The sequence below is a fragment of the Micromonospora sp. NPDC049171 genome, assembly GCF_040648275.1.
GTDB lineage: Bacteria > Actinomycetota > Actinomycetes > Mycobacteriales > Micromonosporaceae > Micromonospora.
Window position 1 is genome coordinate 1 of record NZ_JBEZDJ010000007.1, and the last position, 13,815, is coordinate 13,815.

Annotated in this window: 17 protein-coding genes; 13 read left to right on the forward strand and 4 right to left on the reverse strand. The window is 70.1% G+C overall.

Features of this window, described 5'->3' with window-relative positions:
* Positions 1-25: 25 nt before the first annotated feature.
* A complete protein-coding gene (locus AB0B14_RS10680; RefSeq protein ID WP_357522293.1) occupies positions 26-238 on the reverse strand; it encodes a hypothetical protein in 213 nt (70 codons plus the stop codon).
* A 33-nt stretch (positions 239-271) separates the two neighbouring features.
* Here AB0B14_RS10680 and AB0B14_RS10685 point away from each other — a divergent pair, with 33 nt between their 5' ends.
* The 4 genes from AB0B14_RS10685 (at position 272) to AB0B14_RS10700 (ending at position 4,323) form a co-directional block, all read left to right on the forward strand.
* Positions 272-1,747, forward strand: a complete 1,476-nt coding sequence (locus tag AB0B14_RS10685) for an arabinofuranosidase catalytic domain-containing protein (RefSeq protein ID WP_357522294.1) — start codon at positions 272-274, stop codon at positions 1,745-1,747.
* A gap of 141 nt (positions 1,748-1,888) precedes the next feature.
* Positions 1,889-2,599 (forward strand): DNA alkylation repair protein, encoded by a 711-nt coding sequence (locus AB0B14_RS10690; RefSeq protein ID WP_357065179.1) that lies wholly within the window; start codon positions 1,889-1,891, stop codon positions 2,597-2,599.
* 138 nt (positions 2,600-2,737) lie between these two features.
* On the forward strand, positions 2,738-3,091 hold the full coding sequence (locus AB0B14_RS10695; RefSeq protein ID WP_357065178.1) for a YciI family protein: 354 nt from the start codon (positions 2,738-2,740) through the stop codon (positions 3,089-3,091).
* Positions 3,091-4,323, forward strand: coding sequence for a sigma-70 family RNA polymerase sigma factor (locus tag AB0B14_RS10700; RefSeq protein WP_357522295.1), 1,233 nt, complete (start codon positions 3,091-3,093; stop codon positions 4,321-4,323). The genes AB0B14_RS10695 and AB0B14_RS10700 overlap by 1 nt, the downstream gene beginning before the upstream one ends.
* 32 nt (positions 4,324-4,355) lie before the next feature.
* Here AB0B14_RS10700 and AB0B14_RS10705 read toward each other — a convergent pair whose 3' ends face one another.
* Positions 4,356-4,784, reverse strand: a complete 429-nt coding sequence (locus AB0B14_RS10705) for a hypothetical protein (RefSeq protein ID WP_357522296.1) — start codon at positions 4,782-4,784, stop codon at positions 4,356-4,358.
* 424 nt (positions 4,785-5,208) lie between these two features.
* Between AB0B14_RS10705 and AB0B14_RS10710 the strand changes: the two genes are divergently transcribed.
* The gene (locus tag AB0B14_RS10710; RefSeq protein ID WP_357522297.1) at positions 5,209-6,522 is read left to right on the forward strand and encodes a cellulose binding domain-containing protein; all 1,314 of its coding nucleotides are present in this window, start codon (positions 5,209-5,211) and stop codon (positions 6,520-6,522) included.
* A 98-nt stretch (positions 6,523-6,620) separates the two neighbouring features.
* Here the strand turns inward: AB0B14_RS10710 and AB0B14_RS10715 are convergent, their stop codons facing one another.
* A complete protein-coding gene (locus AB0B14_RS10715; RefSeq protein ID WP_357522298.1) occupies positions 6,621-7,358 on the reverse strand; it encodes a TetR/AcrR family transcriptional regulator C-terminal domain-containing protein in 738 nt (245 codons plus the stop codon).
* Positions 7,359-7,453: 95 nt separating this feature from the next.
* Between AB0B14_RS10715 and AB0B14_RS10720 the strand changes: the two genes are divergently transcribed.
* The 8 genes from AB0B14_RS10720 to AB0B14_RS10755 all read left to right on the forward strand — a co-directional run bounded on the left by AB0B14_RS10720 (position 7,454) and on the right by AB0B14_RS10755 (position 13,223).
* On the forward strand, positions 7,454-7,684 hold the full coding sequence (locus AB0B14_RS10720; RefSeq protein WP_357065168.1) for a hypothetical protein: 231 nt from the start codon (positions 7,454-7,456) through the stop codon (positions 7,682-7,684).
* Positions 7,681-8,121, forward strand: coding sequence for a Scr1 family TA system antitoxin-like transcriptional regulator (locus tag AB0B14_RS10725; RefSeq protein WP_357522299.1), 441 nt, complete (start codon positions 7,681-7,683; stop codon positions 8,119-8,121). Before AB0B14_RS10720 ends, AB0B14_RS10725 begins: the two co-directional genes overlap by 4 nt.
* Positions 8,118-8,303 (forward strand): DUF397 domain-containing protein, encoded by a 186-nt coding sequence (locus AB0B14_RS10730; RefSeq protein WP_357522300.1) that lies wholly within the window; start codon positions 8,118-8,120, stop codon positions 8,301-8,303. Before AB0B14_RS10725 ends, AB0B14_RS10730 begins: the two co-directional genes overlap by 4 nt.
* 515 nt (positions 8,304-8,818) lie before the next feature.
* Positions 8,819-9,808 carry a hypothetical protein gene (locus tag AB0B14_RS10735; protein ID WP_357065159.1) on the forward strand — a complete coding sequence of 330 codons (990 nt, stop codon included), beginning with the start codon at positions 8,819-8,821 and terminating at the stop codon, positions 9,806-9,808.
* A gap of 20 nt (positions 9,809-9,828) precedes the next feature.
* On the forward strand, positions 9,829-10,512 hold the full coding sequence (locus AB0B14_RS10740) for a hypothetical protein (RefSeq protein ID WP_357065157.1): 684 nt from the start codon (positions 9,829-9,831) through the stop codon (positions 10,510-10,512).
* 81 nt (positions 10,513-10,593) lie between these two features.
* The gene (locus AB0B14_RS10745; protein WP_357065156.1) at positions 10,594-10,830 is read left to right on the forward strand and encodes a hypothetical protein; all 237 of its coding nucleotides are present in this window, start codon (positions 10,594-10,596) and stop codon (positions 10,828-10,830) included.
* A gap of 6 nt (positions 10,831-10,836) precedes the next feature.
* Positions 10,837-11,808, forward strand: coding sequence for a PaaX family transcriptional regulator C-terminal domain-containing protein (locus tag AB0B14_RS10750; RefSeq protein WP_357065154.1), 972 nt, complete (start codon positions 10,837-10,839; stop codon positions 11,806-11,808).
* Between the two features lie 209 nt (positions 11,809-12,017).
* Positions 12,018-13,223, forward strand: coding sequence for a cellulose binding domain-containing protein (locus AB0B14_RS10755; protein WP_357522301.1), 1,206 nt, complete (start codon positions 12,018-12,020; stop codon positions 13,221-13,223).
* Between the two features lie 68 nt (positions 13,224-13,291).
* Here AB0B14_RS10755 and AB0B14_RS10760 read toward each other — a convergent pair whose 3' ends face one another.
* Entirely contained in the window at positions 13,292-13,762 is a 471-nt protein-coding gene (locus tag AB0B14_RS10760) for an Rrf2 family transcriptional regulator (protein WP_357065151.1), read from the reverse strand.
* Positions 13,763-13,815: the final 53 nt, after the last annotated feature.

Genomic DNA, 13,815 nt, shown 5'->3' on the forward strand with positions numbered 1-13,815 from the left:
ACCCGACCCACCACCCCAGCCGCGGTCACCCCCCCCTGCCCACCGCGGTGGCCCCACCGCCGGCGGTGCCGCCACCGGTCAGCGCGCGCTGCATTCCGGGCAGCGCGGCCTCGTTGATGGTGGCGATGGCCGTGACGTCGGGATGTGTCACGAGCAGCTGTTCCACGCACGCCTCGCCGGAGGCCGTGTCCTCGCCGCAGCAGACCTCCACGCCGGTCAGCCCCCGTTCCACCGCCACCACCCCGCTCCACCACACCGCCGAGAGGATCCAATGAATGTGAAGAGAAGACTGAGTCGTCTGCTCGCCGCGACGGGAACCCTGCTGGTTCTCGCTGTAGGCGCCAGTATCTACGTGGTCTCGGACGCGCCGGGTGTCGCCCGCGCCGCCGGCACGGGACCGTGCGACATCTACGCCTCGGGTGGCACCCCGTGCGTCGCCGCGCACAGCACCACCCGCGCGCTCTATGGCGCGTACAACGGCCCGCTTTACCAGGTTCGCCGCTCGTCGGACAACACCACCCGCGATATCGGTGTGCAGAGCGCGGGCGGCTACGCCGACGCCGCCACGCAGGACACGTTCTGCGCCAACACCAACTGCGTCATCACCATCCTCTACGACCAGTCCGGCCGCAACAACCGCCTCACCCAGGCACCTCCCGGCTACTGGCCCGGCCCTTTGCCCGGTGGATGGGACAACCTGGCCGACGCGAAGGCGGCCCCGATCACCATCGGTGGCCAGAAGGCCTACGGCGTCTACATCGCTCCCGGCACCGGCTACCGCAACAACAACACCAACGGCGTCGCGACCGGCGACCAGCCCGAGGGCATCTACGCCGTCGTCGACGGCACGCACTACAACCAGTGGTGCTGCTTCGACTACGGCAACGCGCAGACGGACGGCCAGGCCGACGAGCGCGCAATCATGGAGACTGTCTACTTCGGCGCCAACAAGCAGTGGGGCTACGGGGCGGGAGCCGGGCCCTGGGTCATGGCCGACCTGGAGTGGGGTCTCTTCTCCGGCGTGAACGCCGGGTACAACAACATCGCGCCGATCAACCACCGCTTCGTGACCGCCATGGTCAAGGGCGAACCGAACCACTGGGCGATCCGGGGCGGAAGCGCCCAGTCGGGCGGTCTGACCACCTACTTCGACGGGCGTCGCCCCAACGGCTACCACCCGATGAAGAAGGAAGGCGCCATCCTCCTCGGCATCGGCGGCGACAACAGTGTCTCCGGTCGGGGCACCTTCTTCGAGGGTGTGTTGACCTCCGGCTACCCGACCGCCGCGACCGAGGACGCGGTACAGGCGAACATCGCCGCCGCCGGGTACGCGCCGGCCGGTGGCGGTAACCCGCAACAGGGCGTCCAGCTCGTCGGCGCCCAGTCCAACCGGTGCGTGGACGTGCCGAACGGCACCACCACCAACGGCACCCAGGTCCAACTCTGGGACTGCGTCGGCAACACCGCCCAACGCTGGACCCACACCGCCGGCAAACAACTGCAGGTGCTGGGCAACAAGTGCCTCGACGCCAGCGGCCAGGGCACCACCAACGGCACCCAGGCCATCATCTGGGACTGCCACAGCGGCACCAACCAACAATGGAACATCAACTCCAACGGCACCATCACCGGCGTCCAGTCCGGGCTCTGCCTCGACGCCAGCGGCGCCGGCACCGCCAACGGCACCAAGCTCCTCCTCTGGGCCTGCAACGGGCAACAGAACCAGCGCTGGTCCACCCGCAACTGACCCGTACCACCACCCGACCGGCGGTGCCGCCTCCGTGAGACTCACGGAGGCGGCACCGCCGTCGGTGCCGGAAGCTGCCGAACCGCCAGGGCTCGGTCGGAGGTCATGGCCGGCCCGGCGGTCCCGGTAGGTTGGGCGGTGATGGCCACGATCGCCGACGTCCGTGCCGAGCTCGCCAGCCTCGCCGACCCGCACCGAGCGGCGGCGTCGAGCCGGTTTCTCCAGATGACCCCGGGCGGGTACGCCGAGGGCGACCGCGCCATCGGCGTCTCCGTGCCACAACAGCGCAAGGTGGCCGCCCGGTACTGGCGCGATCTTCCTCTGTCGGCAACGGCGGACCTGCTGGCCGGCGACGTACACGAGGAGAGGCTGACGGCGCTGTTCGTCCTGGTGCGCAAGTTCGCCAAGGGCGACGAGCAGGCCCGAGGCCAGATCTTCGACATCGTCCTGGCCAACACCGACCGCATCGACAACTGGGATCTGGTGGACTCGTCCGCGCCGTACATCGTCGGGCCCTGGCTGCTCGACAAGGACCGCGGCGTCCTGGATCGGCTGGCCGCGTCGAGCCTCGTGTGGGACCGGCGCATCGCGATCATGGCGACGTTCGCCTTCATCAGGGCCGGCGACTTCCAGTGGACCTTCCGGCTCGGCGACCAGCTCCTGCGCGACCCCCACGACCTCGTGCAGAAGGCGGTGGGCTGGATGCTGCGCGAGGTGGGCAACCGTGACCGGGCGGCGGCGGAGCGGTTCCTCGCCGGGCGCTACCAGGTCATGCCACGGGTCATGCTGCGGTACGCGATCGAGAAGTTCGAGCCTCGACGACGTCGGATGTACCTGACCGGAGTGGCCTAGGGACTGCTGTTGAGGCCGACGGCCGCGCCGGGTTCGAACGGAGAAATTTCGCCAGGCTGTCGATCCGGGGCTCCGCGAACTCGTCGTCTAGGTAGTGGCCACCACCGACGGGGGCCAGCACACGATGGGATGCCAGACATGGCCAAGTACATGATCCTCATCTACGGCGACGCGCAGCAGTGGGACGCGATGACCGACGAGCAGTGGAAGGCCCACGACGCCGCCCACGTGGCGTTCGTGGCCGAGGCCGGCGCGCGGGTCCTCGGCGGGCAGCAGCTGGAACCGGCGCCCACGGCCACCTCGCTGCGGGCGGACGCACTCGGCCAGCTCGACACGACCGACGGCCCGTTCCTGGAGACCAAGGAGGCGCTGGGCGGCTACTACCTGTTGGAGGCGGCCGACCTGGACGAGGTGCTGACTCTGGCGGCACTGCTGCCCGAGGTGCGCGCCGGTCACAGCGGTGTGGAGATCCGTCCGGTGGTCGACCACTGATGAACGACACGGTCGTCGCGGCGGTCGCCCAGGCGCACCGCCGCGACTGGGCCCAGGTGTTCAGCACCACCGCCCAGCTGACCCGCGACCTCGATCTCGCCGAGGAGTGCACCCAGGACGCGTTCGCGCAGGCCCTGGAGACGTGGGCCGAGAGTGGCATTCCCGACCGGCCGGGTGCCTGGCTCACCACCATCGCCCGCAACCGGGCCCGGGATGTGCTGCGTCGTGAGTCGGTGTTCCGTCGCAAGATGCCACTGCTCGTCGCGGACGAGACGGTGCCGGGCCCCGATGATGGCCTGGTCGACGACCGGCTGCGCCTCATCTTCACCTGTGTGCACCCCGCGTTGTCCCGGCAGGCGCGGGTCGCGCTGACCCTGCGCCTGGTGTGCGGGTTGTCCACCCCGGAGGTGGCGCGTGCGTTCCTGGTGCCGCCGACCACCATGGCCGCGCGGATCACCCGGGCCAAGAGGAAGATCGCCGCGGCCCGCATCCCGTACCGGGTACCGGGGCCTGACCAGCTCGGTGAGCGGACCGGCGCCGTACTCGAGGTCGTCCATCTCATCTTCACCACCGGCCACACCGCGCCGGTGGGCGCGCACCTGGTGCGGCAGGACCTGGTGGACTGCGCGATTGGTCTGGCCCGCATGCTGCACCTGCTCATGCCGACCGACGCGGAGGTCAGCGCCCTGCTGGCACTGCTGCTGCTCACCACGGCACGCCAGGACACCCGCACGTCCGCCGACGGGCGGCTGGTGTTGCTGTCCGAGCAGGACCGCAGCCGTTGGAACCGGCAGCTCATCGGCGAGGGCCTGTCCCTGTTGACCGAGGCGCTGCGCCGACGGCCACCGACCCGGTACGCCCTGGAGGCCGCGATAGCCGCCGTGCACGCCGAGGCGCCAACCTGGCATGACACCGACTGGAACCAGATCGTCGGGCTCTACGACACCCTGCTCCGGCTGTGGCCGTCGCCAGTCGTCGGCCTCAATCGCGCCGTCGCGATCGGGCTGCGTGACGGCCCCGAGGCCGGCCTCGACGCGCTCACGCCGATGCTCGCCGACCCGGCCCTGGCCACCTACGGATATCTGAGCGCGGCCCGCGCCGACTTCCTGCGCCAGCTGAGGCGGTGGCCCCAGGCCGTGACCGCCTACGAGGAGGCGCTGACCCTCACCGACAACGATGTGGAGCGTGCCTTCCTCGTCGAGCGGTTGGCGGACGTGCGGCGGCAGCACTGATCGTCCGCAGCACCTCGGGGCGGCAGGCGGCTTCAGGCATCCCGGCCTCCCCGCACCGCCGCGCCTCGGCCCGGCACGGTGGCGATCGCGGCCATCCCCAGCAGCAGAGCCGGGAGGACGAACCAGAGACCGACGCCGAGGCCCAGGAGGAGTGCCCACAGCAGCAGCACCACCGCCGAGACCGTCGTGGTGATGCCGACCGCGCGGTGGGTCAGGTCGGCGACGAGGGGACACCCGGCCGCGACCACCGGCACACCGAGCAGATAGCTGACCGCACCGCCACTGTCGTCGATCGTGAACGGCAGCAGCGCGATGACGATCCAGGCGGTGGCCGCGACCGCGAGGAGTCTCAGCAGCAGACCAACGGAACCGGATGCTGGACCGCGCCTGCGTAGGCTCACGAGCGCCGCCGCGGCGATGAAGAGTGCGACAAGGCCGCCGACCAGGGTAGCCACGTTCATTGCGACTCCTCGCTCCTAGGCCTTTTGCGGCCTGTTGTGGGGGGTGTGCCCTCGGACGGTTGAGCGAGACATCGATGACATGCTATCTTTCCGGCGCGGGGGCGCAGGGCACGCTTCCCAGCACCCAGCCGATCGACATCGGCACGCCGAGGGCGACGCCCTCCGGCCGCCCCTGCCAGTCGGTGACCAGTCCGGGCCGCTCCGCCGATGCCAGGCGACCGCGGGCGGTTGCCGGACGACCCCGGTCTCCGGCCGCACACCCCAGCTTCCCACGCCCGTCGCGGCGGACACCCGGCAGCGACGGTACGGCCCCGCACGCCGCACGGGCCGGCAACCGTCATCCACCTCCCCGGTGTCACCACGGGCGCGGCCGGCGGTCGCCGGAGCCGGTCCCGCACCACCACCAGTGGCAAGGAGTCAAGCAATGGCGAAGCATAGACAGCTCTTCTCGTTCATCGCGGGCGCGGCGGTTCTCCTCGCGGCGGCCGCCGGTGGCGTGCTCAACGGCGGCTTCGGCCCGGAGGCGGTGGCCGCGACGAACGGCACGCTCGCGGCGACCGCCGGCTGCGGCAAGGCCCCCACGCTCACCAACGGGACACGCACCATCCAGAGCAGCGGCCAGAGTCGCACCTACATCCTGCGGATCCCGGACGGGTACGACAGAAACAAGCCCTACCGGCTGATCTTCGGCTTCCACTGGCTGAACGGCTCGGCCAACAACGTCGCCTCGGCCGGCTACTACGGGCTCGCGCCGCTGTCGAACAACACCACGATCTTCGTCGCGCCCCAGGGCATCAACGCCGGTTGGGCCAACACCAACGGTCGGGACCTGACCCTCTTCGACGACATCTCCCGACAGGTCGAGAACGACCTCTGCGTCGACACGACCCAACGCTTCGCCCTGGGCTGGAGCTACGGCGGCGCGATGAGCTACGCCGTGGCCTGTGCCCGACCCACAGTCATCCGCGCGGTCGCCGTCCTGTCCGGCGCCAATCTCAGTGGTTGCAACGGTGGCACCCAACCCGTCCCCTACTTCGGCATCCACGGCATCTACGACAGCGTGCTGAACATCTCCCAGGGTCGGGCGCTGCGCGACACGTTCGTCAGGAACAACGGCTGCACCGCCCAGAGCCCCCGCGAACCGAGCCGGGGCAGCGGCACCCACATCACCACCACCTACACGGGCTGCCGAGCCGGCTATCCCGTGCAGTGGGCCGCGTTCGACGGAGACCACACCCCGAGCCCGGTCGACGGGTCCAGCCCGAACGACTCCAGGACCTGGACCTCGGGGGAGATCTGGAGATTCTTCAGTCAGTTCCAGTCCACCACTCCCCCCACGACCCCTCCGCCGACGACGCCCCCGCCGACCACCCCGCCCCCGACCACCCCGCCCCCGACCACTCCGCCGCCGACCACGCCTCCGCCGACCGGGGAGCCGGGCAGTTGCGCCGCCACCTACCGCATGGTCAACAACTGGCCCGGCGGCTTCCAGGGTGAGGTCACGGTCACCAACAACACCGCCGCCACCGTCAACGGCTGGACTGTCGGCCTGACCCTGGCCAGTGGCCAGGCCATCAGCAGCCTCTGGAGCGGCACCAACACGGGCACCACCGGCAGCGTCTCCGTCCGAAACGCCGCCTACAACGGCACGTTGGCCCCGAACGCGTCGACCACCTTCGGGTTCACCGCCACCGGCGACAGCGCCACCCCGCCCACCACCACCTGCGCCAGTCCCTGAGCAGAGGGCGAAACCGAAAGGCCCGGAGCCGGTGGCTCCGGGCCTTTCGGCTCGACTGCCGACCCCGCTCTCCCACGGTCACGCCGGCGGCGCGCCGGTCATTCCGGCAACCCGGCCCGTGCCGCTGCCCGGAGAATGCCGTCGAGGCCCTCCTCGAACAGCAGGTCGTCGTCCCATCGGGTGTCGTCGAGATGGCCGGAGGCGTCGAGGGTCGGGTAGGTGTCGGCCCTCGCGGCGATGTGGTCGCGGGCCGCGGCCCGGGCGTGCGGATCCGCGGTCTGGTGCCAGGTGGCTTCGGTGAGCGCGGCGCCGATGACGTAGTTGGCCAGCATCCGCGTGGCCACCGCGAGCTGCAGTCCGTGGCAGCCGCCGCGCACCAGCGCCGACTGCAGGAATTCGGTACGGGCGAGGACGTTGGGCCCGAGCATCGGACGTCCGACCAGGTTCGGCGCCCAGGGATGCCGCCGCATGGCGGCGCGCCAGGCTCGGGCGAGCAGGCGGGCGTCCTCCAGCCAGTCGTCGCTCACGTCCGGGATGGGCACGTCGCCGAAGATCTGGTCAACGGCCAGGTCCAGAACGTCGTCCCTGGTCTTCACATGCCAGTACAGGGCGGTAGCCGTCACGTCGAGCTGCTGGGCGAGGCCGCGCATGGTCAGACCCTCGACGCCACGCTCGTCCAGCAGTGTCACCGCCGCGTCCACGATGCGCCCGAGGGTCAGCGGCGCTCTTCGTGCCGGACGGGGTGACTCCGCGCGCAGCCATACCGGCGACGACGTGCGGCTGTCTCGTCGCCCGGCCGTGGGCATCGACGGTACGCCCGGCTCTGCGGTGGTCATGGCACCACCCTAGTCCACTGGACAGGGGACTTAACATCGGTAAGCTAGCTGAACAAACGAAGGTTGGCCGTGCCGGTCGGCAGGGAGGTCGGAGAATGCCGCTGCTACGTGTGCACCTCGACAGCGACCGGATCACCGCCCGTCGCGTTCTCCAACTGCACCAGGAGGGCAGGACCCACCACGAGTCGCGGGAGGCGGCGCGCGCGGAGGTGTGGCGTCAGGGCCGCACCCCGGCCGGCGACCCGACCTTCGTCGGCATCACCAACGGCCGCCGGCACGTGCAACTGCTCTACGACGTGGAGGTCTACTCCGACACCGCCGGTTGAACGCCCACCGATACGGCTTAGATCGAGCGACGGCTAGCCGTGCGTCTCGGTCGTCAGGCGCTGCTGACGCTCGGCACCACCCGCTCCGCAGTTCGACGTTCTGCTTGAGGAGGCTGTCTTGCGGCGAGGTGGACGCAGAACAACTACAACACCTGATCAGGGTCAGTAGGCAGCCGAACGTCTCGCTGCGAGTGATTCCGTTGGCCGGGGGCCTGCACCGGGGCAACATGACCAGCGGCACGTTCACGATCCTCGAATTCGAGGGGGGAGCCGAGCCGTCGATCGTCTACTCCGACAGCCTCACGGGTGCGCTCTACCTCGACAAGCCCGCCGAGGTCGCAACGTACGGGGAGGCGTGGGACATCATGGAGAACCCGGCGCTGACCGAAGCGCAGTCTCGCAAACTCATGGCATCGATCGCAGAGGAACTAACATGACCACGCTCAACTGGAAGACGAGCACCCGCAGCAACGAGGGGAACTGCGTCGAGGTTGCCACGCCATCCCCGGTAGTCATGGTCCGGGACTCCAAAGATCGGCTTGGACCGGTGCTAGCGTTCAGCGCCGGTCAGTGGATCGACTTCGTCCAAGGGATCAAGTCCGGCAAAATCGACGCGTGAACAAGGGTGCCGGGTGTGGTCACTGAAGGCCACCACACCCGGCTACCGCAAACGTCCGTAGGCTGGCCACCGCCGCCCTTTCCGCGCGAGCCTGCCCAGGAAGTCGGGCCCTGACCTTCGGCGTGGTGCTCGTCGCCTGCCGTCCATGGTGGCCTTCCGTGCTGCCCGCGTGTCCATCACGGCCATCCCTGCCGCCTTCTGCTTGGCCTCGGCGACCTTCCGGTACGACGCGCCCAGGGCCCGCTCGGCATCTGTCACTCCGGGGTGCCGGTCTTCGTGCCACACGACACCCGGCCGGCGCGCGGATGTCACCTCGCCGAGGGAGCGCAGTCCCCTCTGCCGGGGGAGGAGGAGTCGCCCAGCGCCACAGATCATCGATCCATGGCTGCCGGTTGGTGCCTGCTGGGTTCCGGTGTGGACAGCGGGCACGGCGACGAGCGGCCCGGTGTGCCGGCGCGGCACCGTCCGTGGGGAGTGGGATGTCCGACCGTACTGCTCGAACGTACCGATTCGCAGTGGCCAACCGGGCCAGACCGTGGGCGGTGGCGTGCGGCGCCTTCCTCCTCGGCGAGCTGGCTCTGCGCCTCTTCTGGATCGCCGGTGGCCGGTGGGCGTACACCGCCTGCGACCGGACCGACCTGGTCGATCCGGCGGGGGGATGCGGCGCCGACCACGTCGAGACACTGCCGTTCTGGGCTGGTTGGGGAGCGGTGGCGATCCTCGTCGCCCTCGCGGTGGTGGTCGTGGGCGTACTCCGCTCCCCCGGCCGCCCCGCGACCACGGCCAGTTGGTTGGCGGCGGCGCTGCTCCTGGTCGGCGCGTTCCCGCTGCACCTGCTCTTCGAGGTCCCGGCGGCGTTGACGGGACGTCCCTCGGACTGGCGTGACCTCGGCGCCCGGCTCGCCCTGCTGGCCGGTGGCATCCTGTTCACCGGGCTGGCGAACGCGTCCGGTCCCCGGCGCGGACCGGTGACCCCCGGCTACCGGCCGGTGCCCCGGTGGACACGGCGCTGGGCGTACGTGGCGGTCACTCTCCCGGTGGTCGGCTGGGCCGTACCCCATGGGCTCTGGGTGCTCGGCGTTCCGTTCGGCATCTCGGAGCGGGAGCTGGACGACATCCACCGCGACCTGTCGACGGCGACGGGCGTGGCGCTCACTCTCGCCCCACCGCTCGCCGGCCTGCTCGTTCTCGGGCTGGTGCAGCGGTGGGGGCAGCAGTTTCCGCGCTGGGTGCCGGGGCTCGGCGGTCGACGGGTGCCCCGGCTGCTGGCGGTGATCCCGGCCGGGATGGTGGCGCTCACACTTGTCGCCTACGGCGTGCTCAGCACCGCGGTGGTCGTCGACCGACTAGTCACGGGCGAGCTGCGGTGGTCGGAGGTGTGGGACGGCTGGGCGGTCACCGCCACACTGCTCGTCTTCCTCGGCTGGGGTGTGGCGCTGGGTGTCACGACCGCCGGCTACGCCCTCAGCACCCGACCGACGGCCGCTGCCGGCCCCCTTTACTGACGGTAGGTAGGGTCCAACCGGTGAGGCTGAATCTCTTTCACCACGTTCCGGAAGGGCTGACCCGACGAGCCCGGTCGTTCATTGTCGCCGACGGGGTTCAAGCCGACCTGCCGGACGTCGAGCAACACCGCTCCGCCTGGCTGGAGTCGGGCGTCCCGGCCGACGAGATCGACCGCGCCGTGGCGTTCCAGCGTCGGTGGGGCGGCCTGGTCCTGCCACCGGCACCGAAGTACGACGGCGGCCCCAGATACTTTCAGGTCGGCATCCCCGAAGGTTCACCGGCGGAAACGGCAGATGGTCCCGCGATTTCGGGATGGTGGTTCGAAGCCGGCCCGCAACGGACAGCCGTTCCCTATTCGTTCATGATCGGCCCGGCTGGCGAGTTCGGGATCCACTGTGGCCGACGGTGGGTGCCACTCCACGCCAGTGTGGAAGGCTGGGTCGAATCAGTCGCCCTGTCTGATCACGCCGCGCACTGGGCGAAGCAGATCACGAAGGTGACCGGCGAGGCACTGGATCACCTGGAGTTGCACGACTTCGAACCAGTGGCAGAAGTTCGCGGACTGGCAGACGTCTGGTGGCGCGGCGCCGACTCGCTGATCTCCATCTACTCGGGCGAGTCCATCTGTCTCGGTGCGCCGGTCGTCCGCGCCGGCCTGATCTACTCGGGTTTGGATGAGTGGGGTCTGCGCGGAGGCGGGTAGCAGCGGGAAGTTCCGCATCGCGGCCTTCCTCGTCTGAGGCTCAATGCGTGCATCCCGCCAGTCAGCGTGAAAGGAGAGGTCGTGTTCGACCACGTCATCGGCCTTGGCACCGAAGATGCCGCACGCTGGACAGCGCTGGTCGAGCAATGCCGCCCCATCCTCCAGAGCGACGGGATGGACGCGGTCCAAACGTTCCTGGCCGAGCACGAGGTGGGGATGATCCAGGCGATCGCGATCACACTCGAACTGCTCGACAGGGCGGAAACACCTCTGCGGGTCGCCATCGACATCGTGGGCACGAGTTCGGCTCGGGCGTGAGCGGAGGTGAGTGCCCACGAGCCCGCCGACGACGTCCGAGTCCCCCGAGCCCAGATCGGGTCCAGCCCGCAACATCTGCTGACGACGGTGCTCGGCGAGTATCTCGACTCCGCGGATGCCCAACTGCCGTCCACGGCGGTCATCGCGATCCTGCGGGAGTTCGGTGTCAGCGAGTCCAGTGCCCGTGCGGCGCTGTCCCGGCTGGTGAAGCGCGGTCTCATCGCGGCGCGGGGTAACCGGCGGCCACCGGTCTACCACCTCACGCCCACGGCGATCGCCAGGCATCGCTCCCGGATGCGGCACTTCCTGACCTTCGGCGCGCAGCCGCCGCGCTGGACCGGTGACTGGGTGATGGCCTCCTTCTCGGTTCCGAGCGCCGGCCAGGCGCCCCGGCACGCCGTGCGCAGGGCGTTGAGCGAACTGAGGTTCGTGGGCCTGTACGACAGCGTGTGGATCCGGCCCGGATCCGATGCCGCGCCGGTGCGGGAGGCGCTGCGCGAACTGCTGCAGCAGGTCGGCGGTGCGCGGTGGTCGGTCCTGCACGTCCGGTTCGACGACGAGGCCGGGCCGCACGGCCCGGCGTCCGCGTACGACCTGGGCGCCCTCGCGTCGGCGTACGCGGATTTCATCGAGCGGTACGCCGAGTTGCGGGTGGCGGCCCGCAACGGGGAGGTGGCCCCGGCCAGGGCGCTTGTCGCCCGGACGTCCGCCATGGACTCCTGGCGGAGGTTCGCGGACCTCGACCCGGATCTGCCCCAGCACCTGCTGCCGACGCCCTGGCCGCGTCGGGAGGCCAGGGAGATCTTCCTGGACATCCACTCCACGCTCGGCTCGCTCGCGCAGGCGCGTCTCGTCGAGGTGGCGACACCGCACTGGCCGGACGCCTCGTCGTGGATCACCCACTTCCAGGCTTCGAGAGATCCCTCGCGACCGGAACCGACAGGTGGCACGCGCGCCGGCCCACCCCATGGGGGCTGACGACACCGCCGAGACATTGACACTTTTCATTGCGAGAGTGATAGTAACTGCATACCGCTCCCCTCGGATCGCCTGCGGGAAACCGCGGCCGGGTGGTCGACCCGCCCACGTCGACCTGGCCCGTGACCAGCGCTGACGACCATGGTCGAGGGGCGCCTGCCCCACCGCCGCCGCAGGGAGCGCCGTCGCGTCATCCGCTGGAGGGGTACATGAGAACGAGATCCAAGATCTGTGTGGGCCTGGCCGCCGCCGTCGTCCCGATCACATCCGTGCTCATGGCGCTCGGCGCGACACCCGCCGATGCCGCGGTCGGCGGTTCCGGCCCGTATCCCGCGGACTACGAGACCTCGGCCAGCCTGGCCAACCACACCATCTTCCGGCCGCAGACACTCCCGTCCGAACGGCTCCCCATCGTCGTCTGGGGCAACGGCGGCTGCTCGGCCAACGGCCTCTCCCAGGGCAACTTCCTCCGCGAGATCGCCTCCCACGGCTTCCTCGCCATCGCCAACGGGGCTCCGAACGGATCCGGCTCCACGAACTCCCAGATGCTCACCCAGTCCATCGACTGGGCTGTCGCGGAGAACTCCCGGCAGGGCAGCAAGTACTTCAACAGGATCGACACCACGAAGGTCGCCGTCGCCGGCTTCTCCTGCGGGGGCTTGGAGGCCTACGCCGTCTCCAACGACCCGCGCGTCACCACGACCGGCATCTTCAGCAGCGGCCTGTTGAACGATGCCGACGACTACCAACTCCGCCGGCTGACCAAACCGATCGCCTACTTCGTCGGCGGGCCCAGCGACATCGCCTACCCGAACGCCATCGACGACTGGGGCAAGCTGCCGGCCGGGCTGCCCGCCTTCATGGGCAACCTGAACGTCGGGCACGGCGGCACGTACGACCAGCCCAACGGCGGCGAGTTCGGCCGGGTGGCAGTGCTCTACCTCAAGTGGCGGCTGAAGGGCGACACCACCGCCGGCGGGAACTTCGTCGGCCCGAACTGCGGCCTCTGCCGCAGCCAGTGGAGCGTCCAGCAGAAGAACCTGACGCTCGACGACGGCACGCCGCCCACCACACCCCCGCCCACCACGCCGCCGCCGACCACGCCTCCGCCCGGCGGCACCCCCGCCTGCACCGCCGCCTATTCCGTTCAGGACCAGTGGAACGGCGGGTTCGTCGCCACCGTCACCGTCACGGCGGGGACCACCGCGCTCACCGGCTGGCGGGTCACCCTCAACCTGCCCAGCGGAGCTTCGGTCAGCTCGGTGTGGAACGGCGTCGCCAGCGGTACCAGTGGCACCATCACCGTCGCGAACCAGAGCTACAACGGCCGACTGGGCACGGGTCAGAGCACCAGCTTCGGATTCCAGGGCACCGGAAACGGCAGCGGCACCACCGCCACCTGCACCGGGAGCTGAAGCCCACCCGATCCTGACGAACGACAAGGCCGCTCGGCGGGCCGGTGCCGGCGCACCGGCCCGCCGCACTAGCGCAGTTCGGCGATCCTGGCCCGGGTGTTGGCGGCCGCCTCGGGGTACCCGCGCTCGACGTCGGCCCGGACGTCGGCCACGGTCCGGCCGGCCAACTCCCGCCGCCAGGCCAGGTCGGCACCCCGCATGGCCTGGGCGAACGCGCAGGACTGCCGATAGTCGACGCCCGCATGCTCGCCCGGCCCCTTGCGGAGGATCTGGTCGCACTGGAACAGCTCCTCCGGGCCCTCGATCGCGGCGACGATGTCCAGCAGGGAGACCGCACCCGGGGCACGGGCCAACTGGAAGCCCCCGCGCGGCCCCGAGGTCGACGTCAGGATCCCGGCCCGGACCAGGGCCTGTAGCTGCTTGTTCAGGTAGGCCGGGGGCAGCTCGTAGAACGCGGCGAGGGTGCCCGTTGGCACCGGCGCGTCCAGCCAGCTCAGGTTGAGACACGTGTGGAGTGCCCATTCGACACCCTGGCTCATCCGCATGATTCTGGACTTTACCTGTCCAGAACCTGGGACGAGTGTCATGCTCA

Coding starts and splice junctions, on each gene's coding strand:
- AB0B14_RS10755 (WP_357522301.1), top strand. CDS start 12,018: ATGAGAACGAGATCCAAGATCTGTGTGGGCCTGGCCGCCGCCGTCGTC.
- AB0B14_RS10685 (WP_357522294.1), top strand. CDS start 272: ATGAATGTGAAGAGAAGACTGAGTCGTCTGCTCGCCGCGACGGGAACC.
- AB0B14_RS10700 (WP_357522295.1), top strand. CDS start 3,091: ATGAACGACACGGTCGTCGCGGCGGTCGCCCAGGCGCACCGCCGCGAC.
- AB0B14_RS10730 (WP_357522300.1), top strand. CDS start 8,118: ATGACCACGCTCAACTGGAAGACGAGCACCCGCAGCAACGAGGGGAAC.
- AB0B14_RS10710 (WP_357522297.1), top strand. CDS start 5,209: ATGGCGAAGCATAGACAGCTCTTCTCGTTCATCGCGGGCGCGGCGGTT.
- AB0B14_RS10705 (WP_357522296.1), bottom strand. CDS start 4,784: ATGAACGTGGCTACCCTGGTCGGCGGCCTTGTCGCACTCTTCATCGCC.
- AB0B14_RS10760 (WP_357065151.1), bottom strand. CDS start 13,762: ATGAGCCAGGGTGTCGAATGGGCACTCCACACGTGTCTCAACCTGAGC.
- AB0B14_RS10720 (WP_357065168.1), top strand. CDS start 7,454: ATGCCGCTGCTACGTGTGCACCTCGACAGCGACCGGATCACCGCCCGT.
- AB0B14_RS10695 (WP_357065178.1), top strand. CDS start 2,738: ATGGCCAAGTACATGATCCTCATCTACGGCGACGCGCAGCAGTGGGAC.
- AB0B14_RS10715 (WP_357522298.1), bottom strand. CDS start 7,358: ATGACCACCGCAGAGCCGGGCGTACCGTCGATGCCCACGGCCGGGCGA.
- AB0B14_RS10690 (WP_357065179.1), top strand. CDS start 1,889: ATGGCCACGATCGCCGACGTCCGTGCCGAGCTCGCCAGCCTCGCCGAC.